The sequence below is a fragment of the Stenotrophomonas sp. 89682_Sma genome (assembly GCF_056481405.1).
In genome coordinates, this window is sequence record NZ_CM151147.1 from 1,817,949 (window position 1) to 1,835,189 (window position 17,241).

The 17,241-nt window shown below is 67.1% G+C and carries 15 protein-coding genes; 5 read left to right on the top strand and 10 right to left on the bottom strand.

Features of this window, described 5'->3' with window-relative positions:
• Positions 1–38: 38 nt before the first annotated feature.
• A complete protein-coding gene (locus tag ACZK29_RS08550) occupies positions 39–836 on the bottom strand; it encodes an AraC family transcriptional regulator (RefSeq protein WP_164147090.1) in 798 nt (265 codons plus the stop codon).
• 72 nt (positions 837–908) lie between these two features.
• Here ACZK29_RS08550 and ACZK29_RS08555 point away from each other — a divergent pair, with 72 nt between their 5' ends.
• Positions 909–2,108, top strand: a complete 1,200-nt coding sequence (locus ACZK29_RS08555) for an MFS transporter (RefSeq protein ID WP_164147091.1) — start codon at positions 909–911, stop codon at positions 2,106–2,108.
• A gap of 464 nt (positions 2,109–2,572) precedes the next feature.
• Here ACZK29_RS08555 and ACZK29_RS08560 read toward each other — a convergent pair whose 3' ends face one another.
• Both ACZK29_RS08560 and ACZK29_RS08565 read right to left on the bottom strand, forming a co-directional pair.
• Entirely contained in the window at positions 2,573–3,433 is an 861-nt protein-coding gene (locus ACZK29_RS08560) for an IS3 family transposase (protein ID WP_111202687.1), read from the bottom strand.
• The gene (locus ACZK29_RS08565) at positions 3,430–3,723 is read right to left on the bottom strand and encodes a transposase (RefSeq protein WP_006388655.1); all 294 of its coding nucleotides are present in this window, start codon (positions 3,721–3,723) and stop codon (positions 3,430–3,432) included. The genes ACZK29_RS08560 and ACZK29_RS08565 overlap by 4 nt, the downstream gene beginning before the upstream one ends.
• 246 nt (positions 3,724–3,969) lie before the next feature.
• On the opposite strand from ACZK29_RS08565, the gene pdxY reads away from it, so the two are divergent.
• Complete coding sequence (pdxY, locus tag ACZK29_RS08570; protein WP_164147643.1) at positions 3,970–4,878, top strand: pyridoxal kinase; 909 nt, start codon at positions 3,970–3,972, stop codon at positions 4,876–4,878.
• A complete protein-coding gene (locus ACZK29_RS08575; RefSeq protein ID WP_164147642.1) occupies positions 4,875–5,999 on the top strand; it encodes a prephenate dehydrogenase in 1,125 nt (374 codons plus the stop codon). Before pdxY ends, ACZK29_RS08575 begins: the two co-directional genes overlap by 4 nt.
• A gap of 224 nt (positions 6,000–6,223) precedes the next feature.
• On the opposite strand, the gene ACZK29_RS08580 is transcribed toward ACZK29_RS08575, so the two are convergent.
• From ACZK29_RS08580 to ACZK29_RS08600, 5 genes are all read right to left on the bottom strand, one after another.
• Positions 6,224–6,418: a hypothetical protein gene (locus ACZK29_RS08580; RefSeq protein WP_049428506.1), complete on the bottom strand. Its 195-nt coding sequence runs from the start codon at positions 6,416–6,418 to the stop codon at positions 6,224–6,226.
• Positions 6,419–6,488: 70 nt separating this feature from the next.
• On the bottom strand, positions 6,489–8,261 hold the full coding sequence (locus tag ACZK29_RS08585) for an ABC transporter transmembrane domain-containing protein (protein WP_106551079.1): 1,773 nt from the start codon (positions 8,259–8,261) through the stop codon (positions 6,489–6,491).
• Complete coding sequence (locus tag ACZK29_RS08590) at positions 8,254–8,850, bottom strand: IMPACT family protein (protein ID WP_478446902.1); 597 nt, start codon at positions 8,848–8,850, stop codon at positions 8,254–8,256. The genes ACZK29_RS08585 and ACZK29_RS08590 overlap by 8 nt, the downstream gene beginning before the upstream one ends.
• Before the next feature lie 40 nt (positions 8,851–8,890).
• Positions 8,891–9,934: a hypothetical protein gene (locus ACZK29_RS08595; protein ID WP_478446903.1), complete on the bottom strand. Its 1,044-nt coding sequence runs from the start codon at positions 9,932–9,934 to the stop codon at positions 8,891–8,893.
• Positions 9,931–10,449, bottom strand: coding sequence for an RNA polymerase sigma factor (locus ACZK29_RS08600; RefSeq protein ID WP_238378638.1), 519 nt, complete (start codon positions 10,447–10,449; stop codon positions 9,931–9,933). The genes ACZK29_RS08595 and ACZK29_RS08600 overlap by 4 nt, the downstream gene beginning before the upstream one ends.
• Before the next feature lie 247 nt (positions 10,450–10,696).
• Here ACZK29_RS08600 and ACZK29_RS08605 point away from each other — a divergent pair, with 247 nt between their 5' ends.
• On the top strand, positions 10,697–13,540 hold the full coding sequence (locus ACZK29_RS08605) for a bifunctional diguanylate cyclase/phosphodiesterase (RefSeq protein ID WP_478446904.1): 2,844 nt from the start codon (positions 10,697–10,699) through the stop codon (positions 13,538–13,540).
• A 19-nt stretch (positions 13,541–13,559) separates the two neighbouring features.
• Here the strand turns inward: ACZK29_RS08605 and ACZK29_RS08610 are convergent, their stop codons facing one another.
• A complete protein-coding gene (locus ACZK29_RS08610) occupies positions 13,560–14,153 on the bottom strand; it encodes an LOG family protein (RefSeq protein ID WP_049428514.1) in 594 nt (197 codons plus the stop codon).
• 243 nt (positions 14,154–14,396) lie between these two features.
• The gene (locus ACZK29_RS08615; RefSeq protein WP_478446905.1) at positions 14,397–15,893 is read right to left on the bottom strand and encodes an aminotransferase class III-fold pyridoxal phosphate-dependent enzyme; all 1,497 of its coding nucleotides are present in this window, start codon (positions 15,891–15,893) and stop codon (positions 14,397–14,399) included.
• Positions 15,894–16,103: 210 nt separating this feature from the next.
• Between ACZK29_RS08615 and queA the strand changes: the two genes are divergently transcribed.
• Positions 16,104–17,171 carry a tRNA preQ1(34) S-adenosylmethionine ribosyltransferase-isomerase QueA gene (gene queA, locus ACZK29_RS08620; protein WP_288469453.1) on the top strand — a complete coding sequence of 356 codons (1,068 nt, stop codon included), beginning with the start codon at positions 16,104–16,106 and terminating at the stop codon, positions 17,169–17,171.
• Positions 17,172–17,241 lie beyond the last annotated feature (70 nt).

The following is a 17,241-nucleotide window of genomic DNA, read 5'->3' on the forward strand; positions in this document are numbered from 1 at the left end:
TGGTAGATCCACGCCATGCGTGGATGCCGTTCACCGCATCACCGGAAAAACGCCGCCGGTGTCTGCCCCAGCTGCCGCTTGAACATGCTGGTGAACGCACTGGGGCTGTCGTAGCCCATCGCCAGCGCGACATCGATGACCTTGTCGCCGACCGCCAGCCGTTCCAGCGCAGCCAGCAGCCGCGCCTGCTGCCGCCACTGGCCGAAGGTCATGCCCAGTTCGCCGCCGAAGTGGCGCTGGATCGTTTTCACGTCCACCTCCAGTGCCTGCGCCCAGTCCTGCAGCGTGGCGTCATCGCCGGGGTGCTTCTGCAGATGCTGGCAGATCCGCCGCAGGCGCGGGTCGGTCGGGGCGGGCAGGTGCAGCGGCAATACGTCCATGCGGTGCAGTTCGTCCAGCAGCAGGCGCACCACGCGGCCATCGCGGCTGTCTTCGATGTGCTCGCCCTTGATCAGGGTGGCTGCCTGCAGCAGTTCGCGCAGCAGCGGCGCCACCTGCACCGCGAACGGTTCGGCCGGCAACTGCGGGGCGAACGATGGTTCGATATAGAGGCTGCGCATGTGCACGGCGGCGATGCAGTCCACCGCGTGCACCATGCCCGCCGGCATCCAGATCGCACGGGTCGAGGGCACGACCCAGCGACCCACTTCCGAGCGCACCACCATCAGCCCGGAGATGGCGTAGACCAGCTGGTGGCGCTGGTGCTTGTGGCCTGCGATATGGGTGCCGGCCGGGTACTGGGTAACCCGGTAGGTGACCGGGCGATGCAATGGCACATCGCGCCATGGCGCAATCGGGTCGACGTCGCCGGTAATGTCCTTTTTGCGATAGGCCATGACCCGAACGCGGCAGAAGGGAGGGGAGGGCAACCGTAGCATGCGTGGCTCGCCCCCAACCTGACTGCGTCCATGTCCGCCTTGGCTTCTCCCGCAACGACCTCACGCCCGGTGGCTCTCGGTGTGCTGGCTGCCATTTCCACCTCGCATGTCGTCAACGACATGATGCAGTCGCTGATCCTGGCCATCTATCCAGTGATCAAGGGCGGCTTCAACCTGAGCTTTACCCAGATCGGCCTGATCACGCTGACCTACCAGCTGACCGCCTCGATCTTCCAGCCGCTGATCGGCATGGCTACCGACCGCCGCCCGGCGCCGTACTCGCTGCCGATCGGCATGGCCTCGACCCTGTGCGGCATGCTGCTGCTGGGCTTCGCACCGAACTACGCGGTGGTGCTGATGGCCGCGGCGATGGTCGGCATTGGTTCGGCCATCTTCCATCCGGAAGCCTCGCGCATCGCGCGGCTGGCCTCGGGCGGTCGCCATGGCTTCGCGCAGTCGGTGTTCCAGGTCGGTGGCAACTTCGGTACCGCGCTGGGCCCGCTGATTGCAGCGGCGGTGATCGTGCCGTATGGCCAGCATGCCGCCTCGTGGTTTGCCGGTGCCGCCCTGATCGGCATCGCGCTGCTGACCTATGTCGGCCGCTGGTACGCGCTGCACCTGGGCACTCCGCGCCCGGCCAGCACCGCCTCGATGGCCCCGCGCCATCCGCCGCGTACCGTGGCCAAGGTGCTGGCGATCCTGCTGGTGCTGATCTTCAGCAAGTACTTCTACATGGCCAGCATCGGCAGCTACTTCACCTTCTACCTGATCCACCACTTCGGCATTCCGGTGGCACAGGCGCAGCTGCACCTGTTCGCGTTCCTGGTGGCCTCCGCGGCCGGTGGTTTCCTGGGTGGTCCGCTGGGTGATCGCATCGGCCGCAAGCCGATCATCTGGACTTCGATCCTGGGTGTGGCGCCGTTCGCGCTGATGCTGCCGCATGCCGATCTGCTATGGACCACGGTGCTGGCGGTGCTGATCGGCTTCGTGCTGTCCTCGGCGTTCTCGGCCATCGTGGTGTATGCGCAGGAAATGATGCCGCACCGCATCGGCATGGTCTCCGGCCTGTTCTTCGGCTTCGCGTTCGGCATGGGCGGGCTGGGTGCGGCGGTGCTGGGCCTGCTGGCGGACAAGACCAGCATCGAGTACGTCTACCACCTGACCGCATTCCTGCCGTTGCTCGGCATCGTGGCGGCGTGGCTGCCGCCGTCGCGGCCTGCTGTTAACTGAGGGGGTTTGGGTTGCAGGGCTTGCAGCCCTGCACCTGCCGAAGCAACGTCAACGTCAACAGCAGAAGCTGGCTATCCGTGGGTTGGCGGGGTGGGTCCGGTTGAGGGGGACGCTGCAAGTACGTCCATGTAAGCTCGGTCGCCGCATCCATGCGGCTCACGCCCCCTCAACCGGACCCACCCCGCCTTCGACAGTTGGCCGCGATCTGTTGGAGCAGCACTCTGCTCTGGTGGGTGTCGACCTTGGTCGACACGGTAGATCCACGCCATGCGTGGATGAATTCATTCGATATCTGACAGATGTGTCGACCAAGGTCGACACCTACCAACAGCCGCGCGGAACAACAGCCGCGCGGAACAACAGCCGTAGTTACCAACAGCCGCGTGAACCTGTCGAAGGCGGGGCGGTGTCGGAGTGCGGGGTGTCTGATCTGGCCCCCTGAAAACGGACGCCATGAAGCCGTTTCAGGCGGCAGCCCGGCGCTGCCGGGCGTAGTTGTTAGGCGAGCGGTAGCCCAGCGCCGAGTGTAGCCGGGCTGGATTGTAGAAGCCGTGGATGTAAGCAGCGATGGACTGGCTGGCTTGTTCCCTACTGGCGTAAGGCTCGGCAGCCTCTTCTGTCTTGAGCGTCGCAAAGAAGCTCTCGGCCACCGCGTTGTCCCAGCAATTGCCAGGCCGGCTCATGCTTTGGACCACGTCATGGGACTGCAGCAGCTGGCGAAACTGGTTCCCCCAGTACTGCCCACCACGATCTGAATGGAAGATCAGGCCGGGTCGTTGTGGATGCAGAGCCCAAGCATTGGCAAATGCTTTCGCCACCAGCTCTTCAGTCAGGCGCTTGGAAACGCTGTAGCCCAGCACCTGCCGGGTCTGGACGCTGATGACCACGGCCAGATGCAGCCATCCCTGGCGGGTGGGGACATACGTGATATCCCCAACCCACGCCGTCGGTCCGGTTCCGGGGGCAAATTGCCGATCCAGCAGGTTGGGGGCGAGCTGAGATGAGCCGCCGGAGGACTTGGGTCGGAATCGGCCTTTGGTCTTGCCCTGGATTCGCTCCTCGGCCATTAACCGTGCCACGCGCTTGTGGCCGACTGGGTGATTCCTGGCTCGTAAGGCCCTGACCAGCCGACGTCGCCCATAACTGCGCTTGCTGGTCACATGAATGGCCCGAAGCTCGGTACGGAGGGCCGAATCGACATCGCACGTTTGGGCACACTGCCGGCGCAGGTAATCATGGAATCCAGAGACAGAAACCCTAAGAACCCGACACAACAACCTGGTCGGGTAGTGAGTCCTTTGACTGGCGACGAAGGCGTACCTCACTTGGACTCTCTGGCAAAGAACGCCGCCGCTTTTTTTAGGATTTCCCGCTCCATCTTCAGATTGGCGTTCTCGGCCCGAAGGCGGCTGATCTCGCTTTCCAGGTCGGTGGCCGGCCTGCGAGCCTCAGAGGTCAACGACCGGCCAGCACGGACCGCGTCAAGCCAATTTGCCAGCGTCTTGACCGACATCTCCAGCTGACGGGCTGCTGCGGCAGGCCCGAGCGACTCGGCCAACTCCACGGCTTGGTGCTTGAACTCATCGGTGTAGCTACGACGGGTGATACGGGACATAAGGGACCTCCAGGTGCGATCAAAGTATCGCTTCTTGGCGTCCGCTGACGGGGGGCCAGATCAGTCAGCCGCATGGATGCGGCTGCCAAGCCCCCAAGGACGGGTTCACGGCGTCCCCGCACTCCGACACCGCCCCGCCATCCCACGGATAGCTCGCTTGGCTTTTGCCGTTGCCGTTGCTGTTGCATTGAGCAGGTGCAGGGCTGCAAGCCCTGCCGAACCCCTCACCGGGCGTAGAATGCGGTCATGAGCGAATCCCTTGATAACCACCTGGTCCACGGCCGCCGCCAGCGGCCAGACGGTCCGTCGCCGATCGATGTCATCTCGGTCCAGTCGCAACTTGTCTACGGCCACGCCGGCAACAGCGCCGCCGTGCCGCCCATGCGCGCATTGGGCGTGCGCGTCGCGGAAATCCCGACCGTGCTGCTCAGCAATGCGCCGTTCTACGCCACCACCCGCGGCCGCGTATTGCCCGCTGACTGGTTCGCCGACTTGCTGCTGGGCACCCGCGAACGTGGCCTGCCGCAGCGGGCGAAGATGCTCGTCTCGGGGTACTTCGGCAGCACCGCCAATGGTGCCGCCTTCGCCGACTGGCTGGACGAGATCCTGCCGGCCTGCCCGCAGCTGCGCTATTGCCTCGACCCCGTCATCGGCGACACCCACACCGGCCCCTATGTGGAGCCAGGCCTGGAAGCGATCTTCGCCGAGCGCTTGTTGCCGCATGCGTGGCTGGTCACGCCGAATGCTTTCGAACTCAATCGCCTTACCGGCATGCCGGCGTTGGCCGAAGGCGATGCCATCGCCGCCGCGCGTACGCTGCTGGACCGTGGCCCACACTGGGTGATCGCGCATAGCGTCGGCGGCAACCCGGGGGAACTGGTGACTCTGGCCGTTGGCCGCGAGGAAACCTGGCGCTGGACCTCACCGCTGCTGCCGGTGGACGTGGCTGGCACCGGCGACGTGCTGATGTCGCTGGTGGTGTCGTTCCTGCTGCGCGGTGAATCGATGCAGCAAGCGATCTCGCGTGCGATCGCCGGTACCCATGCAGCGTTGGAAGCGACCCTGGACAACGGTTTCGAAGAGTTCGACGTGATCGCCGCCACACCTGCTGCGTTGGCCGAAGGTACGCGCTTCCGCGCCGAACGCGTGGCATGAGCGGCCTGCTCGAACGCACGCCGCGCACGGTCGGCATCGTCGGAAGTGCAGGCGCCTACGGGCGCTGGCTGACCCGCTTCTTCCAGCAGCACATGCAGCTGCAGGCGATCGGCCATGATCCGGCGGATCCGCAATCGCATACGCCGGAGCAGTTGCTGGCACAGGCCGACGTGCTGGTGTTCTCGGCGCCGATCCGGCATACGCCCGCATTGATCGCCGAATACGTGCGGCAGTCCGCAGGCCGCGAGCGCGATCGCCTGTGGCTGGACGTGACCTCGGTGAAGGAGGCACCGGTGCAGGCGATGCTGGCCTCGGAGGCCGAGGTTGTCGGGCTGCACCCGATGACCGCGCCACCGAAGGCGCCGACCCTGAAGGGTCGGGTGATGGTGGTCTGCGAAGCACGGCTGCAGCACTGGCAACCCTGGGTCGATGCGTTGTGCGCGACGCTGCAGGCCGAGTGCGTGCGCGCAACTCCGCAGCACCACGACCAGATGATGGCGCTGGTGCAGGCGATGGTGCACGCCACCCACCTGGCCCAGGCCGGGGTGCTGCGCCAGTACCAGCCGCAGTTGGGCGACCTGGCCGCGATGATGCCTTACCGGTCGGCATCGTTCGAACTGGATGCGGCGATCATCTCGCGCATCCTGTCGTTGAACCCGGCGATCTACGAGGACATCCAGTTCGGCAACCCGTATGTGGCGCCGATGCTGGAGCGCTTGGTCGCCCAGCTGCAGGCCCTGCAGGGCCAGGTCGGGCAGGGCGACGACACTGCACGCAGTGCATTCCGCGAGCAGCTGCTGTCGGCCAATCGCAGTGCGTTCGGCGAGCAGGCGCTGGCCGAGGGCAACTACACCTTCGAACGCGTGGGCTATCTGCTGGCAGACCTGACCGAGCGCAACGCGCTGTCGGTGCACCTGCCGGAAGACCGACCGGGTTCGCTGCGCGAACTGCTGAACGTGTTCGAGCAGCACCGCATCAGCCTGGCCTCGATCCACTCCTCGCGTACGCCCGGCGGCGAAGTCCATTTCCGCATCGGTTTCGTTGCGGGCAGTGATCCTGCAGCGATCACCCTGGCGGCGGCCGAAGTGGACGCCAGCGGCATCGGACGCGTGCTCGGCTGAGCGCATTCATCCACAGGCGATGTGGATGATTCCTCAGCAAACATGTGGATAACCGCGTGCTGCCCTTGGCAGCCAAGGCTGTCAAGATGGTTGGTCAAAAATTGACCATGCTGTTTGTGTAGAGCCGAGCCATGCTCGGCTGGTCTCACGTGTCCACCAAGGTGGGCACCTACCAGAGCAGGGCGATGCGAAATCCGGTAGCGCCGGGCCATGCCCGGCGTACCTCAGATCGTCAGCCTCAGCTCACCACCGCTGGTGGTGAATTCGCGGCCATTGCGCACCAGCAAGCGACCATCGTCGAGCTCGTAGCGGGGCGTGGCTTCGGAGTGGTGCCCGCTGCCGTTCGCCTCGGGCTTGAACTCGATGATGATGTGGCTTTCACCATGGCTGTCGACGGCGGGAAACTGACGGAACGACATCGTGCACCTCCTTCAGCGGATGCTGTTGATGCGGTGCCAGCTTCACTCCGCCGATGTTAGCCGGCCGTCATCAATCGATGAACTGCAGTCGTGCCAGTTCAGCGTACAGGCCGCCTTCGGCAAGCAGCTGTGCGTGCGTACCTTCCGCCACGATGCGGCCCTGGTCCATCACCACGATGCGGTCGGCCTTGAGCACGGTGGCCAGGCGGTGCGCGATCACCAGCGTGGTACGGCCAGCCATCAAGCGCTCCAGGGCCTGCTGCACGCCATGCTCGCTCTGTGCGTCCAGCGCGCTGGTGGCTTCGTCCAGCAACAGGATCGGTGCGTCCTTCAGCAGTGCGCGTGCAATTGCCACGCGCTGCTGCTGGCCGCCGGACAGGCGCGCGCCGCGCTCGCCCAGCTCACTGTCATAGCCCTGCGGCAACGCACGCAGGAAACCATCCGCCTCGGCGGCGCGTGCGGCAGCCTCGACCTCGCTGTCGCTGGCCTGCAGGCGGCCATAGCGGATGTTGTCACGCGCACTGGCAGCAAACAGCGTCGGCTGCTGCGGCACCAGCGCCAACTGTCCACGCAGCTCGGCCGGGTCGACCTGGCGCACGTCGATGCCATCCACGCAGATGCGGCCCTCCGCCGGATCGTGGAAACGCAGCAGCATCGACAGCACCGTGCTCTTGCCCGCGCCCGACGGGCCGACCAGGGCCACGGTCTCGCCCGGGCGCACGTGCAGGTTGAAGTGGTCCAGCGCGGCCTGGTCCGGTCGCTGCGGGTAATGGAACACCACGTCGTCGAACTGGATCTCGCCACGCAGCGGCTGCGGCAGCACGTGCGGCTGCGCCGGCGCGCGGATCTCGATGTCTTCCTGCAGCAGTTCGCCGATGCGGCCCATGCCGCCGGCCGCGCGCTGCAGTTCGTTCCAGACTTCGGCCAACGCACCGACCGAGCCGCCGCCGATCAGTGCGTACAGCACGAACTGGCCCAGGGTACCTGCGCTGAGGCGGCCGTCGATGACATCGTGCGCACCCAGCCACAGCACGCCGACGATGGCGCCGAACACCAGCAGGATGGCGCTGGCGGTGACCAGCGACTGCGCACCGATGCGGCGGCGGGCGGCCTTGATGGCATCGCCCAGCGCGTGGTCGAAGCGGCCGCGCTCGTAGGGTTCGCGTGCGTGCGCCTGCACCGTCCGTACCGCACCGAGGGTCTCGCTGGCCAGACTGTTGGCATCGGCGATGCGGTCCTGGCTGCTGCGCGCGACGGTGCGCAGCTTGCGCGCGCCGATGATGATCGGCAGTACCGCAAGCGGAATGCCCAGCAGCGACCACGCCGCCAGCCGTGGGCTGGTGACGAACAGCATCGCCAGGCTGCCGACCACCGTGACGCTGCTGCGCAATGCCACCGACATGGTCGAGCCGACCACGCTGCGCAGCAGTTCACTGTCGGCGGTCAGGCGCGAGACCAGCTCGCCGCTGCGGCTGCGGTCATGGAACCCGGCACCGAGCTGGATCAGGTGTGCATACAGGCGGCTGCGCAGGTCAGCAACGACCTTTTCGCCCAGCAGCGACACGAAGTAGAAGCGCGCGGCAGTGGCCAGGGCCAGCACCACGGCCACCAGCATCAGCAGGGCGAAGGCGCGGTTGATCTGGCCTCCGCTGCTGAAGCCATGGTCGATCATCTGCTTGACCGCCGGCGGCAGGCTCAGCGTGGCTGCTGAAGACACCGCCAAGGCCAGCAGCCAGGCGGTGAACAGGCCACTGTGGCGGCGCACGAACGGCCATAGCGTGCGCAGGCTGCCGAGGCGGCGCAGCGGCGGGGGCGAGGCGGGGGCGCCGTCCTTGTCAGTCATCCTGGTGGTCGTCTTCTATGCGGATACGGTCACGAGTGGCGTCGCGCAGGCGGATTTTCAATGCGTCGACCTGATCGGCCGGCAATTCGATCCGCAGGCACACCCCGCTCGCGTCGAACTGTTCATCGCGCTTCTCCGCGCCGAATGCCGGCAGGGCCGCATGCAGGGTGCCCAGGTCTTCGAAGCCGGCCTGCAGCTGCAACCGGGCCATGGCAACCAGCGCCAGCCGCGGCGCAGTGCGCAGGCATTCGGCGGCGGCGCCGCCGTAAGCCCGGACCAGGCCGCCGGCACCGAGCTTGATGCCACCGAACCAGCGCGTCACCACCACCATCACCCGATCGAAGCCCTGGCCGTCGATCGCGGCCAGGATCGGCCGCCCGGCGGTGCCTGCCGGCTCGCCATCATCGCTGGAGCGGTAGTCCTGGCCATGCCGGTAGGCCCAGCAGTTGTGCGTGGCGTCGGCCACGGCAACCTGTTGCAGGAACGCCAGCGCTGCGGGGGCACCGTCGATCGGCGCGGCATGGGCGATGAAGCGGCTGTGTTTGACTTCCAGCGTGTGGCTGACGGGCTGGGCGAGGGTATCGAGCATTCCCGTCATTCTACGGTGTTGCCGGGTACCCCCGTCCGTTTCAGTCGTCCAGCAGCGGGCGCAGGTCGCGCGGCAGGCGCGCTTCCGGATACTGCTGGATGTAGCGTTCCAGGCTGGCACGGGCGAGGTCGCGCTGGTCCTGGTCACGGCGCTCGCGGATCTTCTGCAGCCATTGCCGGCGTGGCAGGCGCGCGTCGGCGTCTACTTCGGCCTGCACCGTGTCCGCACTCAGTCCGGCTTCGCTGCTGCGACGCATGACGCCGGGTGCCGAGCGGTTGGTGGCAACGCGCTTGCTCGAAGTGACCTGGACCCGATCGAGTGCCGGAGCCGGTTCGGCGTCGGCTGTGCTGGCTGCGACTGGCGCAGCGCTGCGCGCCTGCATGGCGCCGACCGGAGCCGGTGCGGATGCTGGAGCGGATGCTGGAGCGGGTGCTGGAGCGGGTGCGGCGTAGGCAACCGGTGGCGCCGCCGCCGGCGGAGGTGGTGGCAACGCCACGAAGGCGGTATCGGCGACAGGCTCTGCGACGTGTGCGCGTGCCACCTCTGCCTTCGCCGAGGCGGGGGCCGGCGCTTCAGCAGGCGCTGCCGGGGCTGGCACCGGGGCGCGGGCGAGGGCGGGTGCCGGAGCGGCAATGGGCGTCGCCTCGGAAGCGGCGGGGGGCATCGCCTGGGGTGCGGCGAATGGCGCCGCCTCTGGCGCGGGCGGAGCCGGAGCCATCGCAGTCTCGGCCGCATTGCCTTCGGCGGCCTGGTCGGCCACGGCGTCGTCAGCGGCAGGCGCGGCGGCGACCTGCGCTTCGCCGGCCGGAATCGGCGGCGGTTCCGGGCGCAGCTGCCAGGCGATGCCGATGGCGAACACCATCGAGGCGGCGATGCCGAACACTGCCGGCCAGCGTGGGCGTGCTTGCCGTGCGCGCGGTGCGTCCGCAGGGGCAACGGTGCCAGCGGCCGGAGCATCCACGGCGGCACGCGCCGCGGCCAGGATGGCAGCATCCAGCGCGGGCGGCGGTGCCTGCTCGGTGCGACGGCCGAGCAGCCGGGCCAGCTCGCGTTCTTCCGGCGTCAGGGGTTCGTCTCGGTTCATGCGTTCAGTCCCGCACGCAGCTTGTCCATCGCATAGCGCAGCCGCGATTTCACTGTCTCCCGGCCCACGCCGGTGATCTGGCCGATCTCCTCCAGGCTCAGTTCCTGATCCAGCCGCAGTTGCAGCACTTCGCGCTGCTCGGGCGGCAGTTGCTCCATCGCCAGCTGGATGCGGCGACGTTGTTCGAATTCAGAGAGTTCCGCTTCCGGGGTCTGCCCATCCTCGATCGCCGCCAGGCGCAGATCGGCGTCGGCTGGTGCAGCCGGGCGATGACGGGCCGCGCGCCAGTGGTCGTTCAGGCGGTTGTGGGCGATGCGGAACAGCCAGGTGCTGAACGCCGCCTCGGGTTGCCAGCCTGCGCGCGCGCTGATCACCCGCTGCCACACGTCCTGGAAGATCTCTTCGGCCAGCGCGGTATCGCGCAGTTGCCGCAGCAGGAAGCCGAACAGGCGCTTGCGGTGGCGCGCATACAGGCTTTCGAACGCGCGCAGGTCGCCACCGGCCCAGGCCAGCATCAAGGCTTCATCGGTTGGCAGTGCGCTGGCTTCCACGGCGTACAGGGTAAGGCCTGCAGGCGGTGGCGCATAGCCGGTGGCAGGGGCGGGCAGGGCGAGGTTCATGGCATGGAAGCGGCTACGGACAGCACGAAAAACGTACGAGCGCACGATTCGGGGTTTACGGGCTTCCATTGCCCCCCGGGTGGCGCGCTATGCTCGGCGGCTCAGGGGAGGCGACGCACAGACGGCGCCAAGAGATTGTCATTTGTCCACGCATGCTGAATCGGCGGAAGAGCCACCACACGAGGCCGTGTTGAGCACGGCGCTGGTGCGCGCGTTGCATGCGCTGTTGCCGGAGACGGCGGTGGTCCGCGTCGGTTGGGACGATCCGCAGCTGGGGTATGGCCAGGGGGGCTGGCCCTTGCTTGCGACTGGCAGCGCTGCGTCCGTGGAACCCGGCACCGGCGATGGCCAGCACGGCTGGGAGTATGACGGTGCGCGGCTGCTGCTGTCGGTTGCGGGCGCGGCGCCTTCACCCGCGTGGTGGGGCCTGGCCCGGCAGGCGATGGAGCTGGCCCTGCAGCGCGGCCGCCAGGCCGGCCAGATCAAGGCACTGGAAGAAGCCGAGCGGCTCCAGCAGGCCCTGTTCCAGATCGCCGACCTGGCCGGTGCCGACCTGGAGATGGGCGAGATGCTGCGCCACGTGCACGGTGTGCTGGGCACACTGATGTACGCGGAGAACTGCTACATCGTCGAGTACGACGATGTGCGTGAACAGATCCGTTTCCTGTACTTCGCCGACCAGGTGGATGACTTCGTTGCTGATCCCTCGCAGAGCCATGACGCCAGCGAGATGCCGCGCAGCCTGACCGTGGCGCTGCTGCGCCATGGCAAGCCGCTCAGTGGCCCGTCGCGCGAACTGCTGGCGCGGGTGGTTGAACAGGAGCATGACCCGCAGCGTGGTCCGGAAAGCCTTGACTGGCTGGGCGTGCCGATGCTGCGCGATGGCCGTGTCTGCGGCGCCATCGTAGTGCAGAGCTACGAGCATGCTGCCCGTTATGGCGAGGCAGAGCGGGCCCTGCTGGGGTTCGTTGCCCAGCACGTCCAGACTGCGATGGATCGGCGCCAGGCACAGGTCCGGCTGGAACAGCAGGTGGAGCGGCGCACGCTCGAGCTGCAGCGCGCCAACCGCAGCCTGCAGGATGAGGTGGCCGAGCGTCGCCGCGCCGAACAGCTGCAGACCGCGCTGTACAACATCGCCGAGATGGCGATGTCGGCCGACAGCCTGGCCCAGTTCTACGGCCAGGTGCATGGTGTGGTCGGGCGCTTGCTCGACGCCCGGAATTTCTACATCGCGCTGGTCAACCCGGCTGGCAACGGGCTGGACTTCGTCTATTCGGTGGACGAGCACAATGCCAGCCGCGCGCCACGGCCGTTCAGCCGCGGCCTGACTGAGTACGTGGTGCGCAACCGGCGCCCGCTGCTGGCTTCACGCGCGCAGATCGATGCGCTGCTGGCCAGTGGTGAAGTGCGCGAGTCCGGCGCGCGCTCGCATTGCTGGCTGGGCGTGCCGCTGCTGCGCGACGACGAGGTGGTGGGTGCGATCGTGGTGCAGAGCTACAGCGAGAACAGCACGTTCAGCGTGCATGACCAGCGCCTGCTGATCTTTGTCGCGCAGAACATCGGTACCGGGCTGGCCCGGCAGCGCGACCAGCAACGGCTGCGTTTGGCGCACGCCGAGCTGGAAAAGCGCGTGGAAGAGCGTACCCGCGAGCTGGCCGAAGTGAACGAGAAGCTGCTCGGCCAGATCGGCGAACGCCTGCGCGCCGAGCAGCGCCTGACCCACCAGGCCATGCACGATGCGCTGACCGGCCTGCCCAACCGCCTGCACCTGCTGGATCGCCTGCAGGATGCCCTGGCACTGGCCAGGCGTGAAGGCGGGCCGGTATTTGCCGTTCTGTTCCTCGACCTTGATCGCTTCAAGCTGGTCAATGACAGCATCGGCCATGCCGCCGGTGACCGCATGCTGGTGGAAGTGGCCAAGCGCATCGTGTCGATGGCCGGTACCGAAGATGTGGTGGCACGGCTCGGCGGTGATGAGTTTGCTGTGCTGCTGCAGTGTCCGCAGGGCCTGGCGCAGGCATTGGATTTCGGCCAGCGGCTGCTGCTGGCGTTGCAGGAGTCGATGTGGATCGCCGGGCGCGAACTGTTTCCGTCCGGCAGCCTGGGCATTGCCCTGTGGAATCCGCGCTACCGCACCGGTGAAGAGCTGCTGCGCGATGCGGACGCAGCGATGTACCGGGCCAAGGCGCAGGGCCATGACCGCTGTGCGATCTTCGACGAGGACATGCGCGAAGAAGCCATGCGCAGCCTGGACCTGGAAGCCGATCTGCGCCGTGCGATCAACAACCGCGACTTCCTGCCGTTCTATCAGCCGATCGTGCGCTTGTCCGACGGCGAAGTGGTTGGTCACGAGGCGCTGCTTCGCTGGCAGCATGAGCGCCGTGGCCTGCTGCTGCCCGGTGCGTTCCTGGAACTGGGCGAAGAGAGCGGCCTGATCGAACAGGTGGACTGGCTGATCTACGAGCAGGTCATCGCGGGGCTGGCACGGGGGGGCGAAGGCTACGTCTCGGTGAACGTGTCGCCTCGGCATTTCCGCTCGGCGGAGTTCAGTGATCGCCTGTTCGGCCTGCTCGACAGCTGCGGTGCCGATCCGCGTCGGCTGCGCCTGGAAATCACCGAGGTGGCGTTGCTGGACGATGGCCCGCACACGCTGCGCATCCTGCAGGGCCTGCGCGAGCGCGGCATCCAGGTGCAGCTGGATGATTTCGGCACCGGCTTCTCCGCGTTGTCCTACCTGCATCGCTTCCCGATCAGCACGCTGAAGATCGACCAGAGCTTCATCGCCGGACTGCATGGTCCGGAAGTGCAGAGTACGCGCGCGCTGGTTGAAGGCGTGCTGTCGCTGGCGCGCACGCTGGGCATCGAAACCATCGGCGAAGGCATCGAGACCGACGCGCAGCGGCAGACCCTGCGCGAACTGGGCTGCGATTACGGCCAGGGCTACCTGCTGGGGCGGCCCGCCCCGTGGGCGACCGCGGCGGCCTGAGCCGCCGCGTGCAGTTGCATCATCGCAGGGCGGCGCGGCGCTTCTCGTCGATCCACTTCGAGGCCTGCGCCGGCTGGTAGTTCTTCATCCACTCCAGCATCTCTTCGATGTCCGAGCCGTACCACAGGTCCTGGCGCTGGTCCGGGTGCAGGAAGCGCTCTTCCACCATGCGGTCGATCATGCCGATCAACGGGGCGTAGAAACCTTCCACGTCGAGGAACGCGCATGGCTTGTTGCCGATGCCCAGCTGGCGCCAGGTCAGCATCTCGAAGATCTCTTCCATGGTGCCGAAGCCACCCGGCAGGGTGACGAAGCCGTCGGCGAGATCGAACATGCGCGACTTGCGCTCATGCATCGAACCGACGATTTCCAGTTCGGTCAGGCCGCGGTGGGCCACTTCCCAATCGGCCAGCTGGCGCGGGATCACGCCGGTCACCTCGCCACCGGCGGCGAGCACGGCATTGGCCACGGTTCCCATCAGGCCGACATTGCCGCCGCCATACACCAGGCGCAGGCCATCGCGGGCGATGCGGTCACCCAGGGCAATGGCGCGTTCGGTGTAGGCCGGCTTGCTGCCAGCGTTGGAACCACAGTACACACAGATCGATTTCATGGATCTTCCTGTCTCTTGGCCGGAAACGAAAACGCCCCGTCGCCGACCGGAAGGCGGTCAGGGACGGGGTGTGCGTAGAGTATGAGGCCTTGAGAAGCCTTCTGTAGAGCCGAGCCGCGCTCGGCTGCTCTTCGTTCAGATCGCCACATGCCCTTGTAGAGCCGAACCATGCTCGGCTGCTCTTCGTTCAGATCGCGGCAAGGTCCCAGCCGAGCATGGCTCGGCTCTACAAGAAGCAGGGGTTTACGCCGCCGCCGCCTGCTCGCGGCGCGGGCCTTCACGCAGGGCGCGGCCGACCATGCCCACCAGCAGGTCCAGCTCCTCGCTGTCCATGCCGAAGTGCGGGGTGAAGCGCAGTGAGTTCTCGCCACCATGGATCACATTGATTCCGTGCTGGCGCAGCCATTCCTCGGTGGAGTTGGCGCCGTAGCACTTGAACTGCGGTGCCAGCTCGCAGGAGAACAGCAGGCCGGTGCCCTGCACCTTGGTGATCAGGCCACCCAGCTCGCCCTTGAGCTGCTCCAGCTTGCGCACGGCCTCGGCACCGCGCTCGGCGATGTTGGCACGTACCTGCGGGGTCAGCTGCGCCAGGGTGGCGCAGGCCACGTCCAGCGCACGCGGGTTGCTGGTCATGGTGTTGCCGTAGATGCCCTTGCGGTACAGCTGCGCGGCATGCTCGGTCACCGCCAGCACCGACAGTGGGTACTGCGCCGCGTTGAGCGCCTTGGAGTAGGTTTCCATGTCCGGCGGGTCCAGACCTTCGAAGCCCGGGTAGTCGACCACCGACAGCACGCCATGCGCGCGCAGGCCGGCCTGGATCGAGTCCAGCAGCAGCAGGCTGCCATGGGCGCGGGTCAGCTCGCGGGCAACAGCATAGAACGACGGCGGCACCGAGCGGCCGGGGTCGCCTTCGCCCATTACCGGCTCCAGGAACACCGCTTCGATGAACCACTGGTTGCGCGTGGCATCCTCGAACACCTTGCGCAGGCCGGCCTCGTCATAAGGCGCCACGGTGATCACCGAATCCTCGCCACGGTAGCTGGCCAGGTGCTGCATGTAGCTCTTGCGGCTGGAATCCGAATAGAGGGCAGGGCGGTCGGTACGGCCATGGAAGCTGCCCTTGACCACCACGCGCTTGATCGCAGCGCCGGCGTGGCGAGCCCCCGGGTCAGTCTGCAGCTTGGCGTTGACGTCGGCGATGCGCGCGGCCAGGCCAACGGCTTCGGAGCCGGAATTCAGGCACATGAAGCGGGCGAACGGGCAGCCGCCACGGCGGTGGCCGATCTCGGCGCGCAGGGCGGTGATGAAGCGCTGCTGCGACAGGCTGGGGGTCATGATGTTGGCCATCACCTGCGGGCGGGCCATCGCCTCCAGCACGGCGTCCGGGGTATGCCCGAAGCCGAGCATGCCGTAGCCGCCGGCGTCATACAGCACGGCGCCCTTCAGGGTGACCACCCAAGGACCGCGCGCGGCCAGCGCCACGTACGGCGTCACCGCGTCATCGGCGTAGAAATTGACGAAGCCGTCCTGCATCGCGTCGATCTGCGCCTGTTCGTCCTGCGCCAGCAGCGGCCCCAGGTCGGCCTGCACGCGCGCGAATTCCTCGGCGGCGGCGTCCACTGCCGCGATCAGCTGCGGGTGGCGGGCGGACAGGGCGGTCAGGGTGGCATCGTCCAGACCGGTGGTGAGACGGGTGCCGGGCTGGCTGCGCAGGGGGGCGAGGCGTTCGATGAAGCTCATTGCAGATCTCCTGAAACAATGGGTCGCACGGGTCTTCAAAAGCAAAACGCGCGTCATCACGCGCGCTTGGGGCAGGCTCGTGCAGCGGACTTCCGGCTCGATGCTAGCACTTGTTTTTTTGCGCGATAACCCCGCAGAAACCTGCTGCATAGCAGCATTTTGCGCGACGTTCGCCGCGAAGCGCGCCGGCTCGCAGACGCTGGACGTACAATGCGCGCCATTGTCGACCTGTTGCCGCCCACTGCCTTGAAGAAGTCCGATTTCCATTACGACCTGCCGGCCGATCTGATCGCGCAGGCCCCCCTGGCCGAACGCTCCGCAAGCCGCCTGCTGCTGGTGCCGCCGGCGCCCGATGCCTTCACCGATCTGCAGGTGCGCGACCTGCCGTCGCTGCTGCAGCCGGGTGACCTGCTGGTGTTCAACGACACCCGGGTGATCCCGGCGCGCCTGTTCGGGCAGAAGGCCAGTGGTGGCCGCGTGGAGATCCTGATCGAGCGCCTGCTCGGTGGCCAGCAGGCCCGGGCGCAGGTCGGTGCCAGCAAGTCGCCGAAGGCCGGCAGCCGCATCGCCCTGGATGCCGGCGGTGAAGCCGAGGTGCTGGGCCGTGACGGCGAGTTCTACGTGCTGCAGTTCCATGTGCCGGAGTCGCTGGAGCAGTGGCTGCTGCATGCCGGCCGCCTGCCGCTGCCGCCCTACATCCAGCGCGAACCGGGCGTGGACGACCGCGAGCGCTACCAGACCGTGTTCGCGCGCGAAGTGGGCGCGGTGGCCGCGCCCACCGCCGGCCTGCATTTCGACGAACCGCTGCTGGCCGCACTGAAGGACAAGGGTGTGGAGTTCGGGCACGTCACCCTGCACGTGGGCGCGGGCACCTTCCAGCCGGTGCGTGCCGATGACCTGAAGGACCACGTGATGCACCGCGAGTGGCTGAACGTCGGCGCCGAACTGGTACAGCAGGTACGGCGCACGCGCGCGGCCGGCGGCCGAGTGATCGGCGTGGGCACCACCGTGGTACGCGCGCTGGAAAGCGCGATGCGCGATGGCGAACTGCTGCCGTTCGCCGGCGAGACGCAGATCTTCATCACCCCCGGTTACCGCATCCGCAGTGTCGACGCGTTGGTGACCAACTTCCATCTGCCGGAAAGCACGCTGCTGATGATGATTTCCGCGTTTGCCGGCAAGGAGCGCGTATTGGAGGCCTACCAGCACGCGATCGAGCAGCGCTACCGCTTCTTCAGCTACGGCGATGCGATGCTGCTGTTCCCGCAGGCGGGGTAGGGCAGCCTGGGAGGGCAGGCCCCCTGTGGGTGCGCACCTTGGTGCGCACGCCTTCTTGGGAGACAATAGG

Coding starts and splice junctions, on each gene's coding strand:
- ACZK29_RS08615 (WP_478446905.1), bottom strand. CDS start 15,893: ATGAGCTTCATCGAACGCCTCGCCCCCCTGCGCAGCCAGCCCGGCACC.
- ACZK29_RS08595 (WP_478446903.1), bottom strand. CDS start 9,934: ATGAACCGAGACGAACCCCTGACGCCGGAAGAACGCGAGCTGGCCCGG.
- ACZK29_RS08575 (WP_164147642.1), top strand. CDS start 4,875: ATGAGCGGCCTGCTCGAACGCACGCCGCGCACGGTCGGCATCGTCGGA.
- ACZK29_RS08555 (WP_164147091.1), top strand. CDS start 909: ATGTCCGCCTTGGCTTCTCCCGCAACGACCTCACGCCCGGTGGCTCTC.
- pdxY (WP_164147643.1), top strand. CDS start 3,970: ATGAGCGAATCCCTTGATAACCACCTGGTCCACGGCCGCCGCCAGCGG.
- ACZK29_RS08565 (WP_006388655.1), bottom strand. CDS start 3,723: ATGTCCCGTATCACCCGTCGTAGCTACACCGATGAGTTCAAGCACCAA.
- ACZK29_RS08585 (WP_106551079.1), bottom strand. CDS start 8,261: ATGACTGACAAGGACGGCGCCCCCGCCTCGCCCCCGCCGCTGCGCCGC.
- ACZK29_RS08580 (WP_049428506.1), bottom strand. CDS start 6,418: ATGTCGTTCCGTCAGTTTCCCGCCGTCGACAGCCATGGTGAAAGCCAC.
- ACZK29_RS08550 (WP_164147090.1), bottom strand. CDS start 836: ATGGCCTATCGCAAAAAGGACATTACCGGCGACGTCGACCCGATTGCG.
- ACZK29_RS08590 (WP_478446902.1), bottom strand. CDS start 8,850: ATGCTCGATACCCTCGCCCAGCCCGTCAGCCACACGCTGGAAGTCAAA.
- ACZK29_RS08600 (WP_238378638.1), bottom strand. CDS start 10,449: ATGCTGGCCTGGGCCGGTGGCGACCTGCGCGCGTTCGAAAGCCTGTAT.
- ACZK29_RS08610 (WP_049428514.1), bottom strand. CDS start 14,153: ATGAAATCGATCTGTGTGTACTGTGGTTCCAACGCTGGCAGCAAGCCG.
- queA (WP_288469453.1), top strand. CDS start 16,104: ATGCGCGCCATTGTCGACCTGTTGCCGCCCACTGCCTTGAAGAAGTCC.